Genomic DNA, 15218 nt, shown 5'->3' with positions numbered 1-15218 from the left:
CGTCGCGGCGGATCAGCCGAAAGAACGACCGCGTCCCGACCGGACGGCCACCTCGAGCGCGCCTGTTCGGCCGATGCGCCGGACGGTGGGGCAGTTCAACCTGGGGGTGTGACCCGCACCGGCGGTGATCCGGTCCGTCTGGATCGTCGATTCGTGGAGGATGCTCGTGACGTCGTTGCTCTATCGCCTTGGCCGTTCGTCGGCCCGTCGGCCCTGGACCGTGATCGGTCTGTGGGCACTGCTCGCCACCGTCGTGGTGGCCTCCTCGTTCGCGTTCGGCAGGGACATGGAGGACAGCTTCAGCGCACCCGGCGTCGACTCGCAGATCGCGGTCGAGCTGCTGTCGTCCGCCGACTCCGACCGTGCGGGTGTGACCGCACGGGTGGTGGCCACACCGGCGGGCGTCGGCACCTTCGACGACCCGGTCGCCGACGCCGACCTCGCCGCGGTTCGGGCCGATCTCCTCGGACTGCCGAATGTGCTCGCCGTCGACACGACCATCTCGGCGGACGGGAGGATCGCTCTGCTCGCCGTCCAGTACCCGGTCATCGAGCAGGTCGGCGTCGCCGATCTCGAGGAGCTGAAGGATGCGGTCGCCGAGGCCCGTGACGGCACCGGGTTGCAGGTCGAGGCCGGTGGCGAACTGTTCTTCAACTTCGAGGAGGCGGGCGGCGGCGGCGCCGAGTTGATCGGACTCGCCGCTGCCGTGGTGATCCTGCTGCTCGCCTTCGGGTCGGTGATCGCGATGGGTCTGCCGATCGGGATCGCCGTGTTCGGGCTGGCGCTCGGTGTGTCGCTGATGCCACTGATCAGTCACATCGTGATGATCCCGACGTGGGCGCCCCAGATGGGCAGCATGATCGGACTCGGCGTCGGGATCGACTACGCGCTGTTCCTGGTCACCCGTCATCGTGAGTTCCTCGCCGATGGGTGGTCGGTCGAGGAGGCGGCCGGTCGTGCCGTCGCGACCGCCGGTCAGGCCGTGATCTTCGCCGGTGGCACGGTGGTCATCGCGATCCTCGGGCTCGCCGTCGCCGGGCTCCCGTTCCTGACGGCCGCCGGGATCGCCACCTCGGTGATCGTGCTCGTGATGGTCGTCGCGTCGATCACGCTGCTCCCGGCATTCCTGGGTCTCAGCGGCGAGTGGATCAACCGGTTGGGCATCCATCGCCGTGGACATCACGCGGGCGCCGGCGTGAGCGCCGGCTGGCGCCGGTGGGGACGCCACGTGTCCCGGCACGCCTGGCTGTACGCCGTCGGTGTCACCGTCGCGCTCCTGGCGCTCACCGCGCCCATCCTCGCACTGCAGCTCGGCTTCCCCGACGAGGGCACCCAGCCGCAGTCGCGGACCGAGCGCCGCGCCTACGACCTGGCTGCCGAGGGCTTCGGCCCCGGGATCAACGGGCCGTTCGTGATCGCGGTCGACCTCGCCGACGGCGACCCGCTGGTGCTCGACGGGCTGAGCGAGGCGGTGCTCGCCGACCCCGGCGTGGCCGCCGTCGCTCCGCCGGAGCTCGACGCGGCGGCCGGCGTCGCCAGCATCGTCGCCTTTCCCTCGACCACGCCGCAGGACGACGCGACCTACGAGACGGTCGAGCGGCTGCGGGCCGATGTGTTCCCCGCGGCGCTCGACGGGACGGATGTGTCGGCCCACATCGGCGGACAGACGGCCGGCTTCGGCGACGTGTCGCAGCGCGTCACCGAGCGGTTGCCGTGGTTCATCGCCGCCGTCGTCCTGCTCTCGTTCGTCCTCCTCATGTTCGTGTTCCGCTCGATCCTCGTACCGCTGAAGGCGGCGATCCTGAACCTCCTGAGCATCGGTGCGGCGTACGGCGTGCTCGTCATGGTGTTCCAGTGGGGTTGGGGCAAGGACCTGATCGGCCTGGAGACGACGGTGCCGGTCGTGTCGTTCATCCCGATGTTCATGTTCGCGATCCTCTTCGGCCTGTCGATGGACTACGAGGTGTTCCTGCTGTCGCGGGTGCGTGAGGAGTATCTCGTGTCGGGCGACAACGACGAGGCGGTGATCGGCGGCCTCGCGAGCACGGCTCGGGTGATCACGTCGGCGGCGCTGATCATGATCTCGGTCTTCTCGGCCTTCGTGCTGGGCGACGACCCGATCGTGAAGATGATGGGCGTGGGGCTCGCCACGGCGATCCTCGTCGACGCCACGATCGTCCGGGTCGTCCTGGTGCCGGCGACGATGAAGCTGATGGGCGACGCCAACTGGTGGCTGCCGCGCCGGCTCGACCGGTGGATGCCCCGCATCGACATCGACGGCGGCGCCGGCCTCCCGGAGCGCACGCCCGACGTGGTCGGCGCGGCGGCGGAGCCGGCCGACCGTGAGGTCGTCGGCGTCGGCTGAGCCGCTCGACGGCCGGGGCTCAGGGCCCGTCGGGCGCCTCACGGGTGATCGTGGCCGATCGCACGCCGTCGATCTCGATCGTGATCGACGGTGAGGCACCCGACGTGGCGCACGCGTCGAGGCCGCCACCGCCCGCGTAGCGGAAGGTGAATCGGCTGCCGTCGTCGAACTCACACACGTACTCGCCTTCGCTGGGGAAGCCGTCGGCGGAGAAGCTGGCGATCAGGCACTGTGCACCGAACCGGCACTCCTCGACCCGACCTCGGATGTCGATCGAGCGGCCGTCGGGCGCCGCCACCGTGGTGGTGACCGGTGTGGTGGTGACCGGTGTGGTGGTGACCGGTGTGGTGGTGACGGTCGTCGCAGGCGTGGACGTGTCGGTGGTGTCGGTCGTGGTGTCTGTCGTGGTGGCGGCGGTGGTCGTGGTGGTGGTGGTGGTGGCGGTCGTGCCGACGGTCGGCGGGGCGGTGGCGTCGACCGATCGCGCCGTGGTCTCGGGGATCGACACGGTCGACACGATCGTGGTGGTCGTGGTGGTCGTGGTGGTCGAGGTGGGCGTGGAGGCGTCGTCGTGAACTCCGGGGTCGTCCACCACACGCCAGGCGGCGACGAGCACGAGGATCACGAGCAGCCCGGCGACGAGTCCTGATGCGATGACCGACGCCCATCCGGCACCCCGACCCGGCGTGGAGATCGGGACCGGTGTCGCATCGTGTGAGGGGCCGACGGTGATGGTGCGGGAGCCCAACACGTCGCCGTCGGGATGCTTCACCGTCCAGGCGACGACCACGAGGTGGCTGGCGCGTGGGTTGTCGACGACGAGCGGGAGCAGTGCCGATGCGCCGGGCGCCAGCTCGACGGGGTCGACGATCGGTTCCGTCCGCCATGCGTCGGGATCGTCGACGGGCTGCCAGGCGACGATGTCGACCGTGGTCGGCAGCGAACCGGGCGGGGTGGCGACCCGCCAATGGGCCGCGTCGCCCGTACTGTCGAGCGAGACGGCGACCGGGGCCGGTGCCGAGGGATGGCGGAGTCGAGCGGTCTGCGTCCGGCGCGGTGGCCTCGGCCAGGTTCGCAGGAGCACGAACAACCCGACGCCACCTGCCAACAGCGCGAGGAGGTCGCTCCATCGGTCGGTGGTCACTCGGCCATCGTCGCACCTCCGACCGGGCCCGCCACGCAATTGGGTGACACGCCGGTCCGGCGCCTGTGACTCCTGTCACGGCCCTGTCGTCGCATCGTCACGCTGCCGACCTAAGGTGAGGTCATGTTGAGTGATGCTCTCGATCTCGGGATCGACCTCGACCTGTGGCCCTGGGTCTGGCTGGGCACGGCAGTGGTCTTCGCGCTCGTCGAACTGATCGTCGTCGGTGGATCGTTCATCATCCTGCCCTGGGCCGCGTCGGCGTTCCTCACCGCGATCCTGGCGTTCTACGACGTGTCGATCGAGGTGCAGTGGGCGGTCTTCGTGTTCGGCGGCGCCGTCTTCTTCGCAATCATGTATCGGTGGGCCCAGCGGTTCATGAAGGAGCACACGATGGATCCCGGGGTCGGCGCCGACCGGCTCGTCGGGTTGACCGCGATCGTGACGACACCGATCGAACCCGACGACACCACCCGCGCCGGACGGGTCACCGTCGACGGCGAGGTGTGGGGTGCGATCACCAACGGTGCCTACCGCATCGCCGACGGGGCTCGCGTGCGAGTGCTCGCCATGAAGGGAACCCGAGTGGTCGTCGAGCCGCTCGCACCCGAACACCGACCGTCCCAACCCGCCCCTGGCGGAGAGGAGTAAACCATGGACATCGCAGTCATCCTGATCGTGGTCATCGCGATCATCGGCCTGGCCGCACTGGTCGCCGCCGTGAAGATCGTGCGGCCGTACCAGCGCGGACTCGTCGAACGACTCGGCAAGTACAAGACCACGAAGGACCCCGGTCTCACCCTGATCGTGCCGTTCATCGAGACCATGCAGCTGATCGACATGCGTGAGCAGGTCGTCGACGTGCCCCCGCAGGAGGTCATCACCGCGGACAACGTCGTCGTGAGCGTCGACGCCGTCGTCTACTACGAGGCGACCGATCCGCAGCGGCTGGTCTACAACGTCGCCGACTTCTTCACGGCGATCACCAAACTGGCGCAGACGAACCTCCGCAACGTGATCGGCGACCTCGAGCTCGACAAGGCGCTCACGTCGCGCGACCAGATCAACACCCAGCTGCGCGAGGTGCTCGACGACGCGACCGACAAGTGGGGTGTCCGCGTCGTCCGCGTCGAGATCCAGCGCATCGACCCACCGCCGGAAGTCGTGTCCGCGATGCACGCCCAGATGCGAGCCGAGCGCGACCGCCGCGCAACCGTCACCGAGGCGCGCGGCTACCAGGAGGCCGCGATCGCGCGTGCCGACGGCGAGAAGCAGTCCGCCGTGCTCGCCGCCGAGGGTCGCAAGCAGTCGGCGATCCTCGACGCCGAGGGCGATGCCCAGGCGATCGAGCTGCGGGCGAAGGCCGACAAGCTGCGCCTCACGGTGACCGGCGAAGGCGAGGGCCTCGCTGCCAAGGCTCGCCTGACCGGTATCAAGGAGGCCCAGGCCGACAAGAACGTGCTGACCGTCGAGTACCTGCAGGCGCTCGAGAAGATCGGTGACGGTCGTGCGACGAAGCTCGTCATCCCCGCCGAGTTCAGTGCGCTGATGGGCACGGTCGCGGCGCTGACCGAGGCGGTCCGTCCCGACGACGACACCGATCAGGTGCGTCCGAAGGGCGGTCTCCCGATCCCTGACGAGACCGAGCGGGTCGACCTGCCGGCGACGGGCAACGTGTCGGTGGGTGGAGGCTCCTGATGCGACTCGCCGATGCGCCGAAGGCGGGGTGGTATCCCGACCCCGAGGGTGGCTCCCGGTTGCGCTACTGGGAGGGAGCCGATTGGAGCGATCGTTGGCGTGCGCCGCCGACCGCCGGCGTCGTCGAGATCCAGGCTCGGGCCGCCGACGCGGCTCGCAACCAGTTCGACGACGTGGGCGGACACGTCAACGTCGGGTCGCTCAACCGGCAGGACTCCGAAGCGATCATCAGTCAGGTGCGGATGGCGGCGCGCTCCGAAGCCGAACGCGCCGCCGAGATGTTCGGCGCCCAGGCGAGGTCCACCGCGCAGGGGTTCGTCCCGCTGATCACCGAGTACACGTCGAAGATCACCCGCTGGTTCCGCATCGCGTCGGTCCTCGCCGTGGTGTTGCTGCTCGGTTGGCTGGCGTTCCAGATCTTCGCCCAGGCGAGCCTGTTCGACTGGATCGGCGACCGGATCGACAACCTCACCGACGACACGGGCCTCGTGCTCGGCCCGTTCCGTACCTAGCCGTCCGTCGCCGTACCTGGCCCGACCTCGCCCTAGCTCGACGGCGGCGCCGAGCAGAGTCCGAGGCGGGCGAGCTGGTGCGGAGGCGCCTCGACGGCGCCGAGCGCGTCACGCAACCGTTCGGCGGCATCGTCGGCCACCGTCGAGCCGGCGAGATTCTCGCGCTCGTCGGTGTCGTCGGCGTCGTAGAGGTGATGGTCGTCGATCGGTGCGCCGTACGCCCAGAACGGCAGCAGATCGCCGGGCGAGAACGGTTGCCGGATGACGGGGGCCGTCGTGCCGGGCATGGTGCCGAGCGTCGCTCGCTGATCCGGCTTCGGGAACCGGTACTCGGGAACCGCGTGGCCGATCGGCATCGAACTCCATCGGTTCGACCACATCTCGAGCGGGAAGCCGTCACCGACAGGGGAGCGGCCGTAGGTGTGCTCGTCGTCGATCAAGTAGACGTGGCGGCTCCAGTACCCGGCGAGCACGTGGTCGCGCACCGAGGTGGCCGAACCGTCGAGGAGTGGCACGAGCGACCGTCCGTGCGTGGTGTGTTCCGGCTCGATCCCGAACACGTCGCACAGGGTGGCGTGGAGGTCGACGGTGGTGGTCAGCGCCGACGATCGACCCGGTCTGGCACCCGGCCAGCGGATCATGAGGGGGATGTTGCCCATCTCCCTCCAGATCGGCGACCCGGGCTTGCCGAAGGTGTCGTGCTCGCCCAGGTAGTGGCCGTGGTCGGTACACACGATGACCGCGACATCGTCGTCGAGTGCGTCGATCCGGTCGAGGACCGTGCCGAACCAGTGGTCGATCATCGAGAGCTTGGCGCCGTAGTTGGCGCGGATGTGGGCAGCGTCGCGTGCTGTCACGACACCCTTGGCGATCGCGTCGACGGCGTACGGGGGCCAGATCAGTCGGTCGCCCTGCCAGCCGTCGTCGTACATCGATGCCCACGGCTCGGGGGTGTCGAACGGTTCGTGCGGGTCGAACTCGTCGATCAGCAGCAGGAACGAGTCGTGGTGGGGTGCGTCGCGTCGCAGCCATTCGGCGGCGGCGGTCATCGTGCGCGGCCCGGGGAAGTCGGCTTCGTCACGGAACCAGGTCCGGCTCTCGTCGTACCGATGGGCGGTGTGCGCCGGTACCGCCGGGAGCGCCGGTGTCCCGACCCAGGTCGGGTCGGCGCGGGTGCGCCACGGGTCGTTCTCGTGGCCGCGCACGTAGTCCCAGGCCGTGAAGTCACAGTGGTAGTTCTCGCCGCCGGTCTCGAACAGGTGCGGGTGGTCGGACACGAGCATGGTCGTGACGCCTCGCCGACGGAGTTCGCTCGTGATCGCCTCCTCCCACACTTCGATCGAGCCCCACGGTCGCCACAGGAAGTCGAGCGCTCCGACGAGCAGGTCGTGGCGTGCCGGCATGCACGGCAGTGACCCGACGTGGTGCCGGTCGAACACGGTCGACGACGCTGCGAAGCGGTCGAGGTTCGGCGTCGAGAACTCATCGCTGCCGTAGGCACCCAGGAGGTGCCGGTTGAGACTGTCGAGGAGCACGACGACGACCTTGTCGGGCCGCTCGGCCGACGGGTCGGGAGCGCCGGGCCCCGTCACGAGAACTCGACGATCTCGTACTCGGTGGGAATGTGCTCGGCGTTCAACCGCTCCTGCAGGCGGCGGTAGTCGTCGGCGACCCGACCGTCGGGCCGCCACGACCTCGCGTAGAACACCTTCTCCACGCCGGCCTGGATGAGTTCCTTGCTGCACGAGAAACACGGCTGATCGGTGGTGTAGACGGTGGTGGCGTCGGTCGATGCGCCGAACCGACCCGCGGTGAGGAGTGCGTTGGCCTCGGCGTGGACGCAGATGCACAAGTCATAGTCGGTGCCGGACACGAAAGCATCTCGGTCGGCGCACCGCAGGCAGCCGCCGTCGAGACAGTTCGGCAGACCCTCCGGCGTGCCGTTGTAGCCGGTGGCGATCACCCGGTCACCCTTCACGAGGATCGCGCCGACCTTGCGGCCGCGGCAGTTGGCCCGGGTCGCCGCGGTGAAGGCGAGCGCGAGGTAGTAGTCGTCGCGCTCGGGGATCGAACTCGTCGGTGGGGAGTCGTCGGCCATCGGGTGTCACCGTAGCGAGACGACTACGATCGGCTCATGACCGAACCTCGCAACGACTTCGCGGCCGGCGTGATCACCGGCGCGGAGGTCCAAGAAGTATTCGCACTCGCCAAGGCCAAGGGTTTCGCGCTGCCCGCGGCGAACTGCATCGGGTCGAACTCGATGAACGCGGTCATGGAGACCGCTGCCAAGCTCAACTCCCCGGTGATCATCCAGTTCTCCAACAGCGGCGGCGCGTTCGTGGCCGGCAAGGGGATCGGCGTCGAGTCACATCGAGCCTCGGTGCTCGGTTCGCTCGCCGGCGCCGACCACGTGAACCGGTTGGCCGAGCACTACGGCGCCCGCGTGATCCTGCACACCGACCATTGCGCCAAGAAGCTGCTGCCCTGGGTCGACGGCCTCCTCGACGAGGGTGAGCGCCATTTCGCCGAGACCGGCAAACCCCTGTTCAGCTCCCACATGCTCGACCTGTCGGAGGAGCCCCTCGAGGAGAACGTCGAGACCTGCAAGCGGTATCTCGAACGGATGTCGGCGATCGACATGACGCTCGAGATGGAACTCGGCATCACCGGCGGCGAGGAGGACGGCGTCGACAACTCCGACGCCGATGCCGCCGATCTGTACACCAAGCCCGAAGAGGTGGCGTACGTGTACGAGGAGTTGATGAAGGTCAGCGACAAGTTCACCGTCGCCGCGGCGTTCGGCAACGTGCACGGCGTCTACAAGCCGGGCAACGTGAAGCTCACCCCGTCGATCCTGCGTGACTCCCAGGAGCACATCCAGGCCGAGTACGACACCGCCGAGCGACCGGTCGACTTCGTCTTCCACGGTGGGTCGGGTTCGAGCGCGGCCGAGATCGCCGAGGCGATCAGCTATGGGGTGGTCAAGATGAACATCGACACCGACCTCCAGTGGGCGTTCTGGGACGGCGTGCGTGCCTACGAGGCCGACAAGCACGGGTACCTGCAGGGACAGATCGGCAACCCCGAGGGCGACGACAAGCCGAACAAGAAGCAGTACGACCCACGCGTCTGGCTCCGTGCGGGTGAGACGGCGTTCGTGGCCCGCCTCGAGCAGGCGTTCCACGAACTCAACAACGTCGGGACGCTTGCCTGACCACGTCACCTGACCACGTCGGCAGCCGGGTTGTGACACCCCTGCCGTAGTCTCCGAGTCACCGACTTCCCTCGTGTGCGACGAGTCCTGAGGAGTCTGTCATGGAGACGAACAACGTGGTGCTGCTGCGCGGCACCCTCACGAACGATCCGCTGGTCCGTGTGCTGGCGTCGGGCGACAGCGTGACGCAGATCGAACTGTCGACCGAGGTCGATGGTCGGACGGTGTCGGTGCCCGTGTCGGTGGCCGGCGACGGGGTCACGGTGGTCGCCGGCGACACGGTCGTGGTCGCCGGCCACGTCCGGCGCCGCTTCTTCCGCGCCGGTGGTGTCACCCAGAGCCGTACCGAGGTCGTGGCGGCCGACGTGATCAAGACCACGCGCCGCCGCACGGTCGAGCGGACGATCGCGAGCGTGCGCGCCGCGCTCGACGCTGCGTAGCGGCGATCAGTCGAGCGGGCGGACCACGAGGCCGGTCAACAGCTTCGGGGTGAAGAACGTCGACTTCGGCGGCATCAGCAGACCCTCGCGAGCGGTGCGCTCGATCTCCTCCACGCTGACGGGGCGGATCAGCACCGCAGCGGTCACGGTCTCGTCGGTCGTCATCAGGGTGTGCAGTTCGTGGACACCGTGCTGATACGTGACCGAGGCGGTCGTGCCGTCCATCAGGTGTTCGAGCCAGACGCCGTCGAGCGCTCGCAAGCCGTCGAACGCGGCGGGACGCGGCGTCAGCCAGTGGCCCTCGCCGTCGGGGGCGACGAGACACAGCGCGCCGCGTTCGTCCATCTCGGCCAGGGTGCCGGGGCCGACGGCGCCGGCCGGTGTGATCTCGAACCCGACCTCGAGTGCGGCGACGAGGTCGTCGAACGAGATGTCGCGGTACACGCGGTGGATCGCCTCGACGCTCAGCTGGTCGGCGACGAGTTCGCTGACGAACGCCAACGTCAGCTCGGCCGGGCCGTCGTCCGGCGATCCGTCGCGCACCTCGTCGCGGTAGCGACGGGCGACCCCGTAGCGGTGGTGACCGTCGGCGATCAGGACGTCGTCCGACCAGACCATCGTGCTGATCGCCGAGACCCGTCCCGGGTCGGTGACCCGCTCGACGGTATGGGTGACGCCGTCGACGGTCAACGAGCCGACCGGCTCGCCCGGCTCGGTCAAGAGGCTGGTGAGGTCGCCGGCGAGTGACAGACCCCAGATCGGCGACATGTTGGCGACGGTCGCCCGCGTCAGGTCGAGTCGGTCGGTCGAGGCCTTGGGGGTCACGCGTTCGTGCGGCAGGACCCTGCCGGCACCTTCATCGACGACCTCGAGCGCACCGAGCACGCCCACGATCTCCCGCTCGCGCCCTGCGGCGTCGGTGAACGCCATCCGGTACAGCGTGAACGACGGCACGTCGTCGCGGCGCATGACGCCCTCGGAGATCCACGTACGCAGGAGGTCGCCGGCCTGTTCGTATCGCTGATCGCCGTCGCGTTCGCGTGGGACGTCGACGTGGACGATGTTGTTCGGGTGACGTGCGGCGAGTTCGTCGACCTGGGCGTCGGACAGCACGTCGTACGGCGGTGCGGTGACCTCGTCGAGCGAGTCGGAGGCGTAACGCAGGGCGGGAAACGGTTCGAAGCGGGGCACGCGCACAGCGTGCCAGACGCGCCGACCTGGTACAAACGTTCGCCATGAGCGAGACCGCCACCACCGACCGAGACGTGTTCGACCGGATCGCGTTCGTGCTGTGCGACCTCGACGGGGTCGTGTGGTTGGCTCGACAGGCGATCGACGGAGCGCCGGAGGCGATCGCCCGACTCCGCGACTCGGGACGCCGCGTGTTGTTCGTGACGAACAACTCGGTCTCGGTCGTCGCCGAACAGGAGCGGGCGCTGGTCTCGATCGGCATTCCGGCTGCCGGCGACGTGGTCACGAGTGCCCAGGCGGCGGCGTCGCTGGTTCGTCCCGGCGAACGAGTCATGGTCTGCGGAGGACCGGGGGTCCGTGAGGCGGTCATCGCCCGGGGCGCGACCGTGGTCGAACCGGTCGCCCGCACGTCGCCGCGACCCGATGCCGTCATCGTCGGGCTGACCCGCGAGGTCGACTACGCCATGCTCGATGCGGCCAGCGCCGCCGTCCGCTCCGGTGCCCGCTTCGTCGCCACCAACGACGACTCGACGTTTCCGACCCCCGACGGGTTGACGCCCGGGGCCGGTGCGATCGTCGCGGCGGTGGCGGCGGCGGCAGGCGTCCCGCCGACGATCGCCGGCAAACCCCACGCCCCGATGGGCGCTCTCGTCCGGACGATGTGCGGTCCGGACTTCGGTGCCGACACCGCGCTGATGGTCGGCGACCGCTGGTCGACCGACGGTGCCTTCGCCGACGTGCTCGGCTGCCCGTTCGCGCTTGTCCGGTCGGGCGTGACCCCGATCGGTGCCGAGTCCGGTGGCGTGGCCGACATCGACGAGGACGACCTGGCCGCGGTGGCCGACGCGCTGCTCGGATCCCGAGAACCGTCCGACTGCACTGAGGAGTAGGCTGATTCCATGGCCAAGTCACCCGTCCAGAAGTTCCTCGATGCCGGTGTGCAGTTCACCGAGATCTCCAAGCAGCAGGCGGAATCGATCGTGAAGTCGCTGGTCAAGTCCGGCGAAGTCCGTCGGAAAGACGCCGAGAAGACGGTCCAGCAGTTGGTGGCCCGCGGCAAGGAGACCTCCGACAAGCTCAACGCGATGGTCGAGGACGAGGTCTCGAAGCAGATCGCGGCGGCCAAGGCACGGTTCGACGAACTCGAGGAGCGGATCGAGTCGCTCGCCAACCAGGTGAAGTCGGCGGCGTCGTCCGGCACACCGGCGAAGCAGGCCCCGGCCAAGAAGACGACGGCCAAGAAGACGACGGCCAAGAGGGCCCCGGCCAAGCGCAAGGCGACCGCCAAGAAGGCCCCGGCCAACAAGAAGGCGACCGCCAAGAAGGCCCCGGCCAAGAGGAAGGCTCCCGCCAAGAAGGCCGTCGGTTCTTCAGGGGTGCGCAAGGTCAGCACCACCCGCAAGCGCTGACCCGTTGAGCCGCCGCCGCCTCGACGCCGAGCTGGTCCGGCGCGTCCTCGTCTCGAGCCGCACCGAGGCCCAGCAGCTGATCGAGGCGAACCGCATCACCGTCAACGGCGCGATCGCCGACAAGCCGGCGCGTCAGGTGGCACCGGGCGATCAGCTGGTCGTCGTCGGTCCGCCCCCTCGATTCGTCGGACGTGGTGCGCTCAAACTCGACCACGCGCTCGATGCGTTCGCGATCGATGTCGCCGGTCGTCGCGCACTCGATGCCGGCGCCTCGACGGGCGGATTCACGGACTGTCTGCTCCAGCGAGGCGCCGATCACGTCGTCGCGGTCGATGTCGGCCACGGACAGCTGCACGAGCGCCTTCGTGCCGACGAACGGGTCACCAACCTCGAGCGCACCAACGTTCGCCACATCGACATCGACACGATCGGCGGGTTCGTCGACCTCGTCGTCGGCGATCTCTCGTTCATCTCGCTGCGCCTGGTCATCGCGCCACTGGTGTCGGTGTGCCAGCCTGGTGCCGACATGGTGCTCTTGGTCAAACCGCAGTTCGAGGCCGGACGCTCCGAGGTGAGCAAAGGCCGCGGGGTGATCAGCGACCCCGAGGTCTGGGAACGGGTCCGTGGCGAGGTCACCGACGCGTTCGAGTCGAGCGGCTGCGCCGTGATCGGCTGGACCGAATCCCCGATCACCGGGGCCGACGGCAACCACGAGTTCCTGATCCACGCCGTGTCCCCGGGGTCTTCACGATGACCGCCGTGCTGATCATGGCGCACCACCAGCGCGAAGACGCCCGAGCGCTCGCCGAGTCGACCGCGAGCTGGTTGCGGGGGCGCGGTCACGAGGCCTGGATGCTGCCCCGCGACGCGGAGACGTCGCGACTCGAACACCTCGGGGCCGACCGATCGCCCGGCGACGCCGACCTCGTGGTGTGTCTCGGCGGCGACGGCACGATGCTCCGCGCCGTTCGGCTGCTCGACGGAGCGCCGGTGCCCCTGCTGGGGGTCAACCTCGGCCGACTCGGCTACCTCACCGAGGTCGAGGCCGATTCGATCACCGACGCGCTCGTACGATTCGAGTCGGGCTCCGAGAACGGCCAGTGGCACCTCGACGAGCGCATGATGCTCTCGGTGGTGGTCACCGACGCCGACGGAACCGAGCGTGGCCGCTGGCGCGCCCTCAACGAGGCCGTCGTCGAGAAGCAGATCTCGGGCCACACGGTGCATCTCCTCGTGCGGATCGACGGTGAGCCGTTCACCTCCTACGCGGCCGACGGACTGATCGTGTCGACGCCGACCGGTTCGACGGCGTACTCCCTGTCGGCTCGCGGCCCGGTCGTGTCGCCGAAGCACCGTGCGTTGCTCGTGACGCCGGTCGCGCCGCACATGCTGTTCGACCGGAGCCTCGTCCTCGACCCGACCGAGGTGGCCGAGATCGAGGTCCTCGGGGAGCGCGAGGCGTCGGTGGCGGTCGACGGTCGGCCCGTCTGCAATCTGTCGACCGGTGCGACGGTGGTGTGTACGCCCTCGACGAGGACCGCTCGATTCCTCCGGTTCGGCGCGCACCATTACCACCAGGTCCTCAAGGCCAAGTTCGGGCTCGCCGACCGATGACCGTCACACCCTGCTGCTTCAGTTGCCGACGATGCTGACCGAGCTGCACATCGAGAACCTCGGGGTCATCGAGCGCGCCGCGCTCGTCCTCGACCGTGGCGTCACGGCACTGTCCGGCGAGACCGGGGCCGGCAAGACGATGCTGGTCGAGGCGATCGGGCTGCTCGTGGGCGGGCGCGCCGATGCCACCGTCGTCAGGGCGGGAGCGACCGAGGCCCGGATCGACGGCCGGTTCGAGATCACGACCCCCGACGGGCCCGACGAGGTCGTGCTCAGCCGTGTCGTGTTGGCCGAGGGGCGGTCGCGTGCGTACGTCAACGGTCGCCCGGCCACCGTGACGTCACTCGCCGAGATCACCCGGGACCTCGTCGATCTGCACGGACAGCACGCCCACCAGAGCCTGCTGTCGGCACCGACGCAGCGAGCCGCACTCGACGAGTTCGGTCAGATCGACCTCCGACCGTTGCGCGACGCCCGCGCCCGGCTCACCGAACTCGACGCCGAGCTGGCGACCCTCGGCGGCGACGAACGCGCGCGAGCACGCGAGATCGACCTGCTCCGGTTCCAGGTCGGCGAACTCGACGCCGCCGCCATCGTCGACGCCGACGAAGACCAACGCCTGGCCGACGAAGAGGCGCTGCTCGCCGATGCCGTCGCCCACCGAGAGGCGGGTGCAGCGGCGCTCGGCGTCCTCCGCGACGACGAGGCGGGCGACCCGGTCGCCGCGGCGTTGGGTGCACTCGCCGACCGAGCACCGTTCGCCGATCTCGTCCAACGCCTCCGCAGCCTGGTCGCCGAGCTCGACGACGTCGTGGCCGACCTCCGAGGGTTGACCGAGTCGATCGAGGAGCAGCCGGAGCGCCTCGGCGAGCTCCGCGAGCGACGACAGTTGCTGGTCGACCTGCGTCGCAAGTACGGCAGCGACCTGGCAGAGGTCATGGCGTTCCACGCCGAGGCCGACGATCGACTCCGTGAGCTGCAGGACTACGACCGGCGAGCGGCCGAACTCGACGAGCAGCGTGTCGCCGCGGTCGCCGACGAGCGTGCCGCTGCGGCTGCGGTCGGTGCCGCCAGGCGAGCGGTCGCGCCCCGCTTGGCGGCCGAGATCGAGGTCCGCCTGCGTGACCTCGCCATGCCGAATGCCGCGATCGCCGTCGAAGTGGGTGGCGACGACGACGGTCCCGGTGACGAGGTGCGGTTCCTGCTCTCGGCCAACCCGGGCTCGCCGTTGCTCCCGCTCAACCGGGTCGCGTCGGGTGGCGAGTTGGCTCGGGCGATGCTCGCCCTGCGTCTCGTGCTCGCCGGCGCCGGCCACGGCGGGGGAGCGTCGACGCTCGTGTTCGACGAGGTCGACGCCGGCATCGGCGGGTCGGCGGCCGCAGCGGTCGGCGACGCGCTCGCCGACCTCGGCGAGCATCACCAGGTGCTGATCGTCACGCACCTCCCGCAGGTCGCGGCTCGTGCGACCCGACAGCTCGTCGTCGCCAAAACGGTGCACGACGACCGGACCTTCACCACCATCGACGACGTCGAGGGCGACGATCGTGTCGCCGAGATCGCGCGCATGCTCGCCGGCTCGGAGACGAGCGCCGCCATCGAACACGCGCGAGATCTGCTCGGATGACGAAAAA

15 protein-coding genes are annotated in these 15218 nt (G+C 69.3%); 11 read left to right on the top strand and 4 right to left on the bottom strand.

Annotated elements, in window-relative coordinates; translation table 11 throughout:
* Positions 1 to 124: 124 nt before the first annotated feature.
* Positions 125 to 2365, top strand: coding sequence for an MMPL family transporter (locus R8G01_04090; GenBank protein ID MDW3213153.1), 2241 nt, complete (start codon positions 125 to 127; stop codon positions 2363 to 2365).
* 19 nt (positions 2366 to 2384) lie between these two features.
* Here R8G01_04090 and R8G01_04085 read toward each other — a convergent pair whose 3' ends face one another.
* Positions 2385 to 3509: a hypothetical protein gene (locus R8G01_04085; GenBank protein ID MDW3213152.1), complete on the bottom strand. Its 1125-nt coding sequence runs from the start codon at positions 3507 to 3509 to the stop codon at positions 2385 to 2387.
* 123 nt (positions 3510 to 3632) lie between these two features.
* Between R8G01_04085 and R8G01_04080 the strand changes: the two genes are divergently transcribed.
* Genes R8G01_04080 through R8G01_04070 form a run of 3 tightly spaced genes read left to right on the top strand, consistent with a single transcriptional unit; the run spans position 3633 to position 5719 of the window.
* Positions 3633 to 4160 carry an NfeD family protein gene (locus tag R8G01_04080; protein ID MDW3213151.1) on the top strand — a complete coding sequence of 176 codons (528 nt, stop codon included), beginning with the start codon at positions 3633 to 3635 and terminating at the stop codon, positions 4158 to 4160.
* A 3-nt stretch (positions 4161 to 4163) separates the two neighbouring features.
* The gene (locus tag R8G01_04075) at positions 4164 to 5207 is read left to right on the top strand and encodes an SPFH domain-containing protein (GenBank protein MDW3213150.1); all 1044 of its coding nucleotides are present in this window, start codon (positions 4164 to 4166) and stop codon (positions 5205 to 5207) included.
* Positions 5207 to 5719: a DUF2510 domain-containing protein gene (locus R8G01_04070; GenBank protein MDW3213149.1), complete on the top strand. Its 513-nt coding sequence runs from the start codon at positions 5207 to 5209 to the stop codon at positions 5717 to 5719. The genes R8G01_04075 and R8G01_04070 overlap by 1 nt, the downstream gene beginning before the upstream one ends.
* Before the next feature lie 32 nt (positions 5720 to 5751).
* Here R8G01_04070 and R8G01_04065 read toward each other — a convergent pair whose 3' ends face one another.
* Together R8G01_04065 and R8G01_04060 are read right to left on the bottom strand one after the other, a co-directional pair.
* The gene (locus R8G01_04065) at positions 5752 to 7311 is read right to left on the bottom strand and encodes a sulfatase (GenBank protein MDW3213148.1); all 1560 of its coding nucleotides are present in this window, start codon (positions 7309 to 7311) and stop codon (positions 5752 to 5754) included.
* Positions 7308 to 7817 (bottom strand): dCMP deaminase family protein, encoded by a 510-nt coding sequence (locus R8G01_04060; protein ID MDW3213147.1) that lies wholly within the window; start codon positions 7815 to 7817, stop codon positions 7308 to 7310. Before R8G01_04060 ends, R8G01_04065 begins: the two co-directional genes overlap by 4 nt.
* 36 nt (positions 7818 to 7853) lie before the next feature.
* On the opposite strand from R8G01_04060, the gene fbaA reads away from it, so the two are divergent.
* Together fbaA and R8G01_04050 are read left to right on the top strand one after the other, a co-directional pair.
* Positions 7854 to 8933 (top strand): class II fructose-bisphosphate aldolase, encoded by a 1080-nt coding sequence (fbaA, locus tag R8G01_04055; GenBank protein MDW3213146.1) that lies wholly within the window; start codon positions 7854 to 7856, stop codon positions 8931 to 8933.
* 101 nt (positions 8934 to 9034) lie between these two features.
* The gene (locus tag R8G01_04050) at positions 9035 to 9373 is read left to right on the top strand and encodes a hypothetical protein (protein MDW3213145.1); all 339 of its coding nucleotides are present in this window, start codon (positions 9035 to 9037) and stop codon (positions 9371 to 9373) included.
* A gap of 6 nt (positions 9374 to 9379) precedes the next feature.
* Here the strand turns inward: R8G01_04050 and R8G01_04045 are convergent, their stop codons facing one another.
* Positions 9380 to 10564: a DUF1015 domain-containing protein gene (locus R8G01_04045; protein MDW3213144.1), complete on the bottom strand. Its 1185-nt coding sequence runs from the start codon at positions 10562 to 10564 to the stop codon at positions 9380 to 9382.
* Positions 10565 to 10608: 44 nt separating this feature from the next.
* Between R8G01_04045 and R8G01_04040 the strand changes: the two genes are divergently transcribed.
* From R8G01_04040 to recN, 5 genes are read left to right on the top strand one after another with little or no spacing between them, the layout of a single operon-like run.
* Positions 10609 to 11454: an HAD-IIA family hydrolase gene (locus R8G01_04040; protein ID MDW3213143.1), complete on the top strand. Its 846-nt coding sequence runs from the start codon at positions 10609 to 10611 to the stop codon at positions 11452 to 11454.
* A gap of 9 nt (positions 11455 to 11463) precedes the next feature.
* The gene (locus R8G01_04035; protein MDW3213142.1) at positions 11464 to 11973 is read left to right on the top strand and encodes a hypothetical protein; all 510 of its coding nucleotides are present in this window, start codon (positions 11464 to 11466) and stop codon (positions 11971 to 11973) included.
* A 4-nt stretch (positions 11974 to 11977) separates the two neighbouring features.
* On the top strand, positions 11978 to 12727 hold the full coding sequence (locus R8G01_04030) for a TlyA family RNA methyltransferase (protein MDW3213141.1): 750 nt from the start codon (positions 11978 to 11980) through the stop codon (positions 12725 to 12727).
* Positions 12724 to 13587: an NAD(+)/NADH kinase gene (locus R8G01_04025; GenBank protein ID MDW3213140.1), complete on the top strand. Its 864-nt coding sequence runs from the start codon at positions 12724 to 12726 to the stop codon at positions 13585 to 13587. The genes R8G01_04030 and R8G01_04025 overlap by 4 nt, the downstream gene beginning before the upstream one ends.
* Positions 13588 to 13618: 31 nt before the next feature.
* Positions 13619 to 15211, top strand: a complete 1593-nt coding sequence (gene recN / locus R8G01_04020) for a DNA repair protein RecN (protein MDW3213139.1) — start codon at positions 13619 to 13621, stop codon at positions 15209 to 15211.
* The last annotated feature ends 7 nt before the right edge of the window (positions 15212 to 15218 follow it).

The organism is Ilumatobacteraceae bacterium (genome assembly GCA_033344875.1).
Lineage (GTDB): Bacteria > Actinomycetota > Acidimicrobiia > Acidimicrobiales > Ilumatobacteraceae > Ilumatobacter.
The sequence above is the reverse complement of the archived record's forward strand: the minus strand, read 5'-3'. Positions and strand labels throughout refer to the sequence as shown.

What these genes read in the sequence shown, in the direction of transcription:
- R8G01_04025 (MDW3213140.1), top strand. Translation starts at nt 12,724, where the DNA reads ATGACCGCCGTGCTGATCATGGCGCACCACCAGCGCGAAGACGCCCGA.
- fbaA (MDW3213146.1), top strand. Translation starts at nt 7,854, where the DNA reads ATGACCGAACCTCGCAACGACTTCGCGGCCGGCGTGATCACCGGCGCG.
- R8G01_04040 (MDW3213143.1), top strand. Translation starts at nt 10,609, where the DNA reads ATGAGCGAGACCGCCACCACCGACCGAGACGTGTTCGACCGGATCGCG.
- R8G01_04050 (MDW3213145.1), top strand. Translation starts at nt 9,035, where the DNA reads ATGGAGACGAACAACGTGGTGCTGCTGCGCGGCACCCTCACGAACGAT.
- recN (MDW3213139.1), top strand. Translation starts at nt 13,619, where the DNA reads ATGCTGACCGAGCTGCACATCGAGAACCTCGGGGTCATCGAGCGCGCC.
- R8G01_04080 (MDW3213151.1), top strand. Translation starts at nt 3,633, where the DNA reads ATGTTGAGTGATGCTCTCGATCTCGGGATCGACCTCGACCTGTGGCCC.
- R8G01_04035 (MDW3213142.1), top strand. Translation starts at nt 11,464, where the DNA reads ATGGCCAAGTCACCCGTCCAGAAGTTCCTCGATGCCGGTGTGCAGTTC.
- R8G01_04075 (MDW3213150.1), top strand. Translation starts at nt 4,164, where the DNA reads ATGGACATCGCAGTCATCCTGATCGTGGTCATCGCGATCATCGGCCTG.
- R8G01_04070 (MDW3213149.1), top strand. Translation starts at nt 5,207, where the DNA reads ATGCGACTCGCCGATGCGCCGAAGGCGGGGTGGTATCCCGACCCCGAG.
- R8G01_04060 (MDW3213147.1), bottom strand. Translation starts at nt 7,817, where the DNA reads ATGGCCGACGACTCCCCACCGACGAGTTCGATCCCCGAGCGCGACGAC.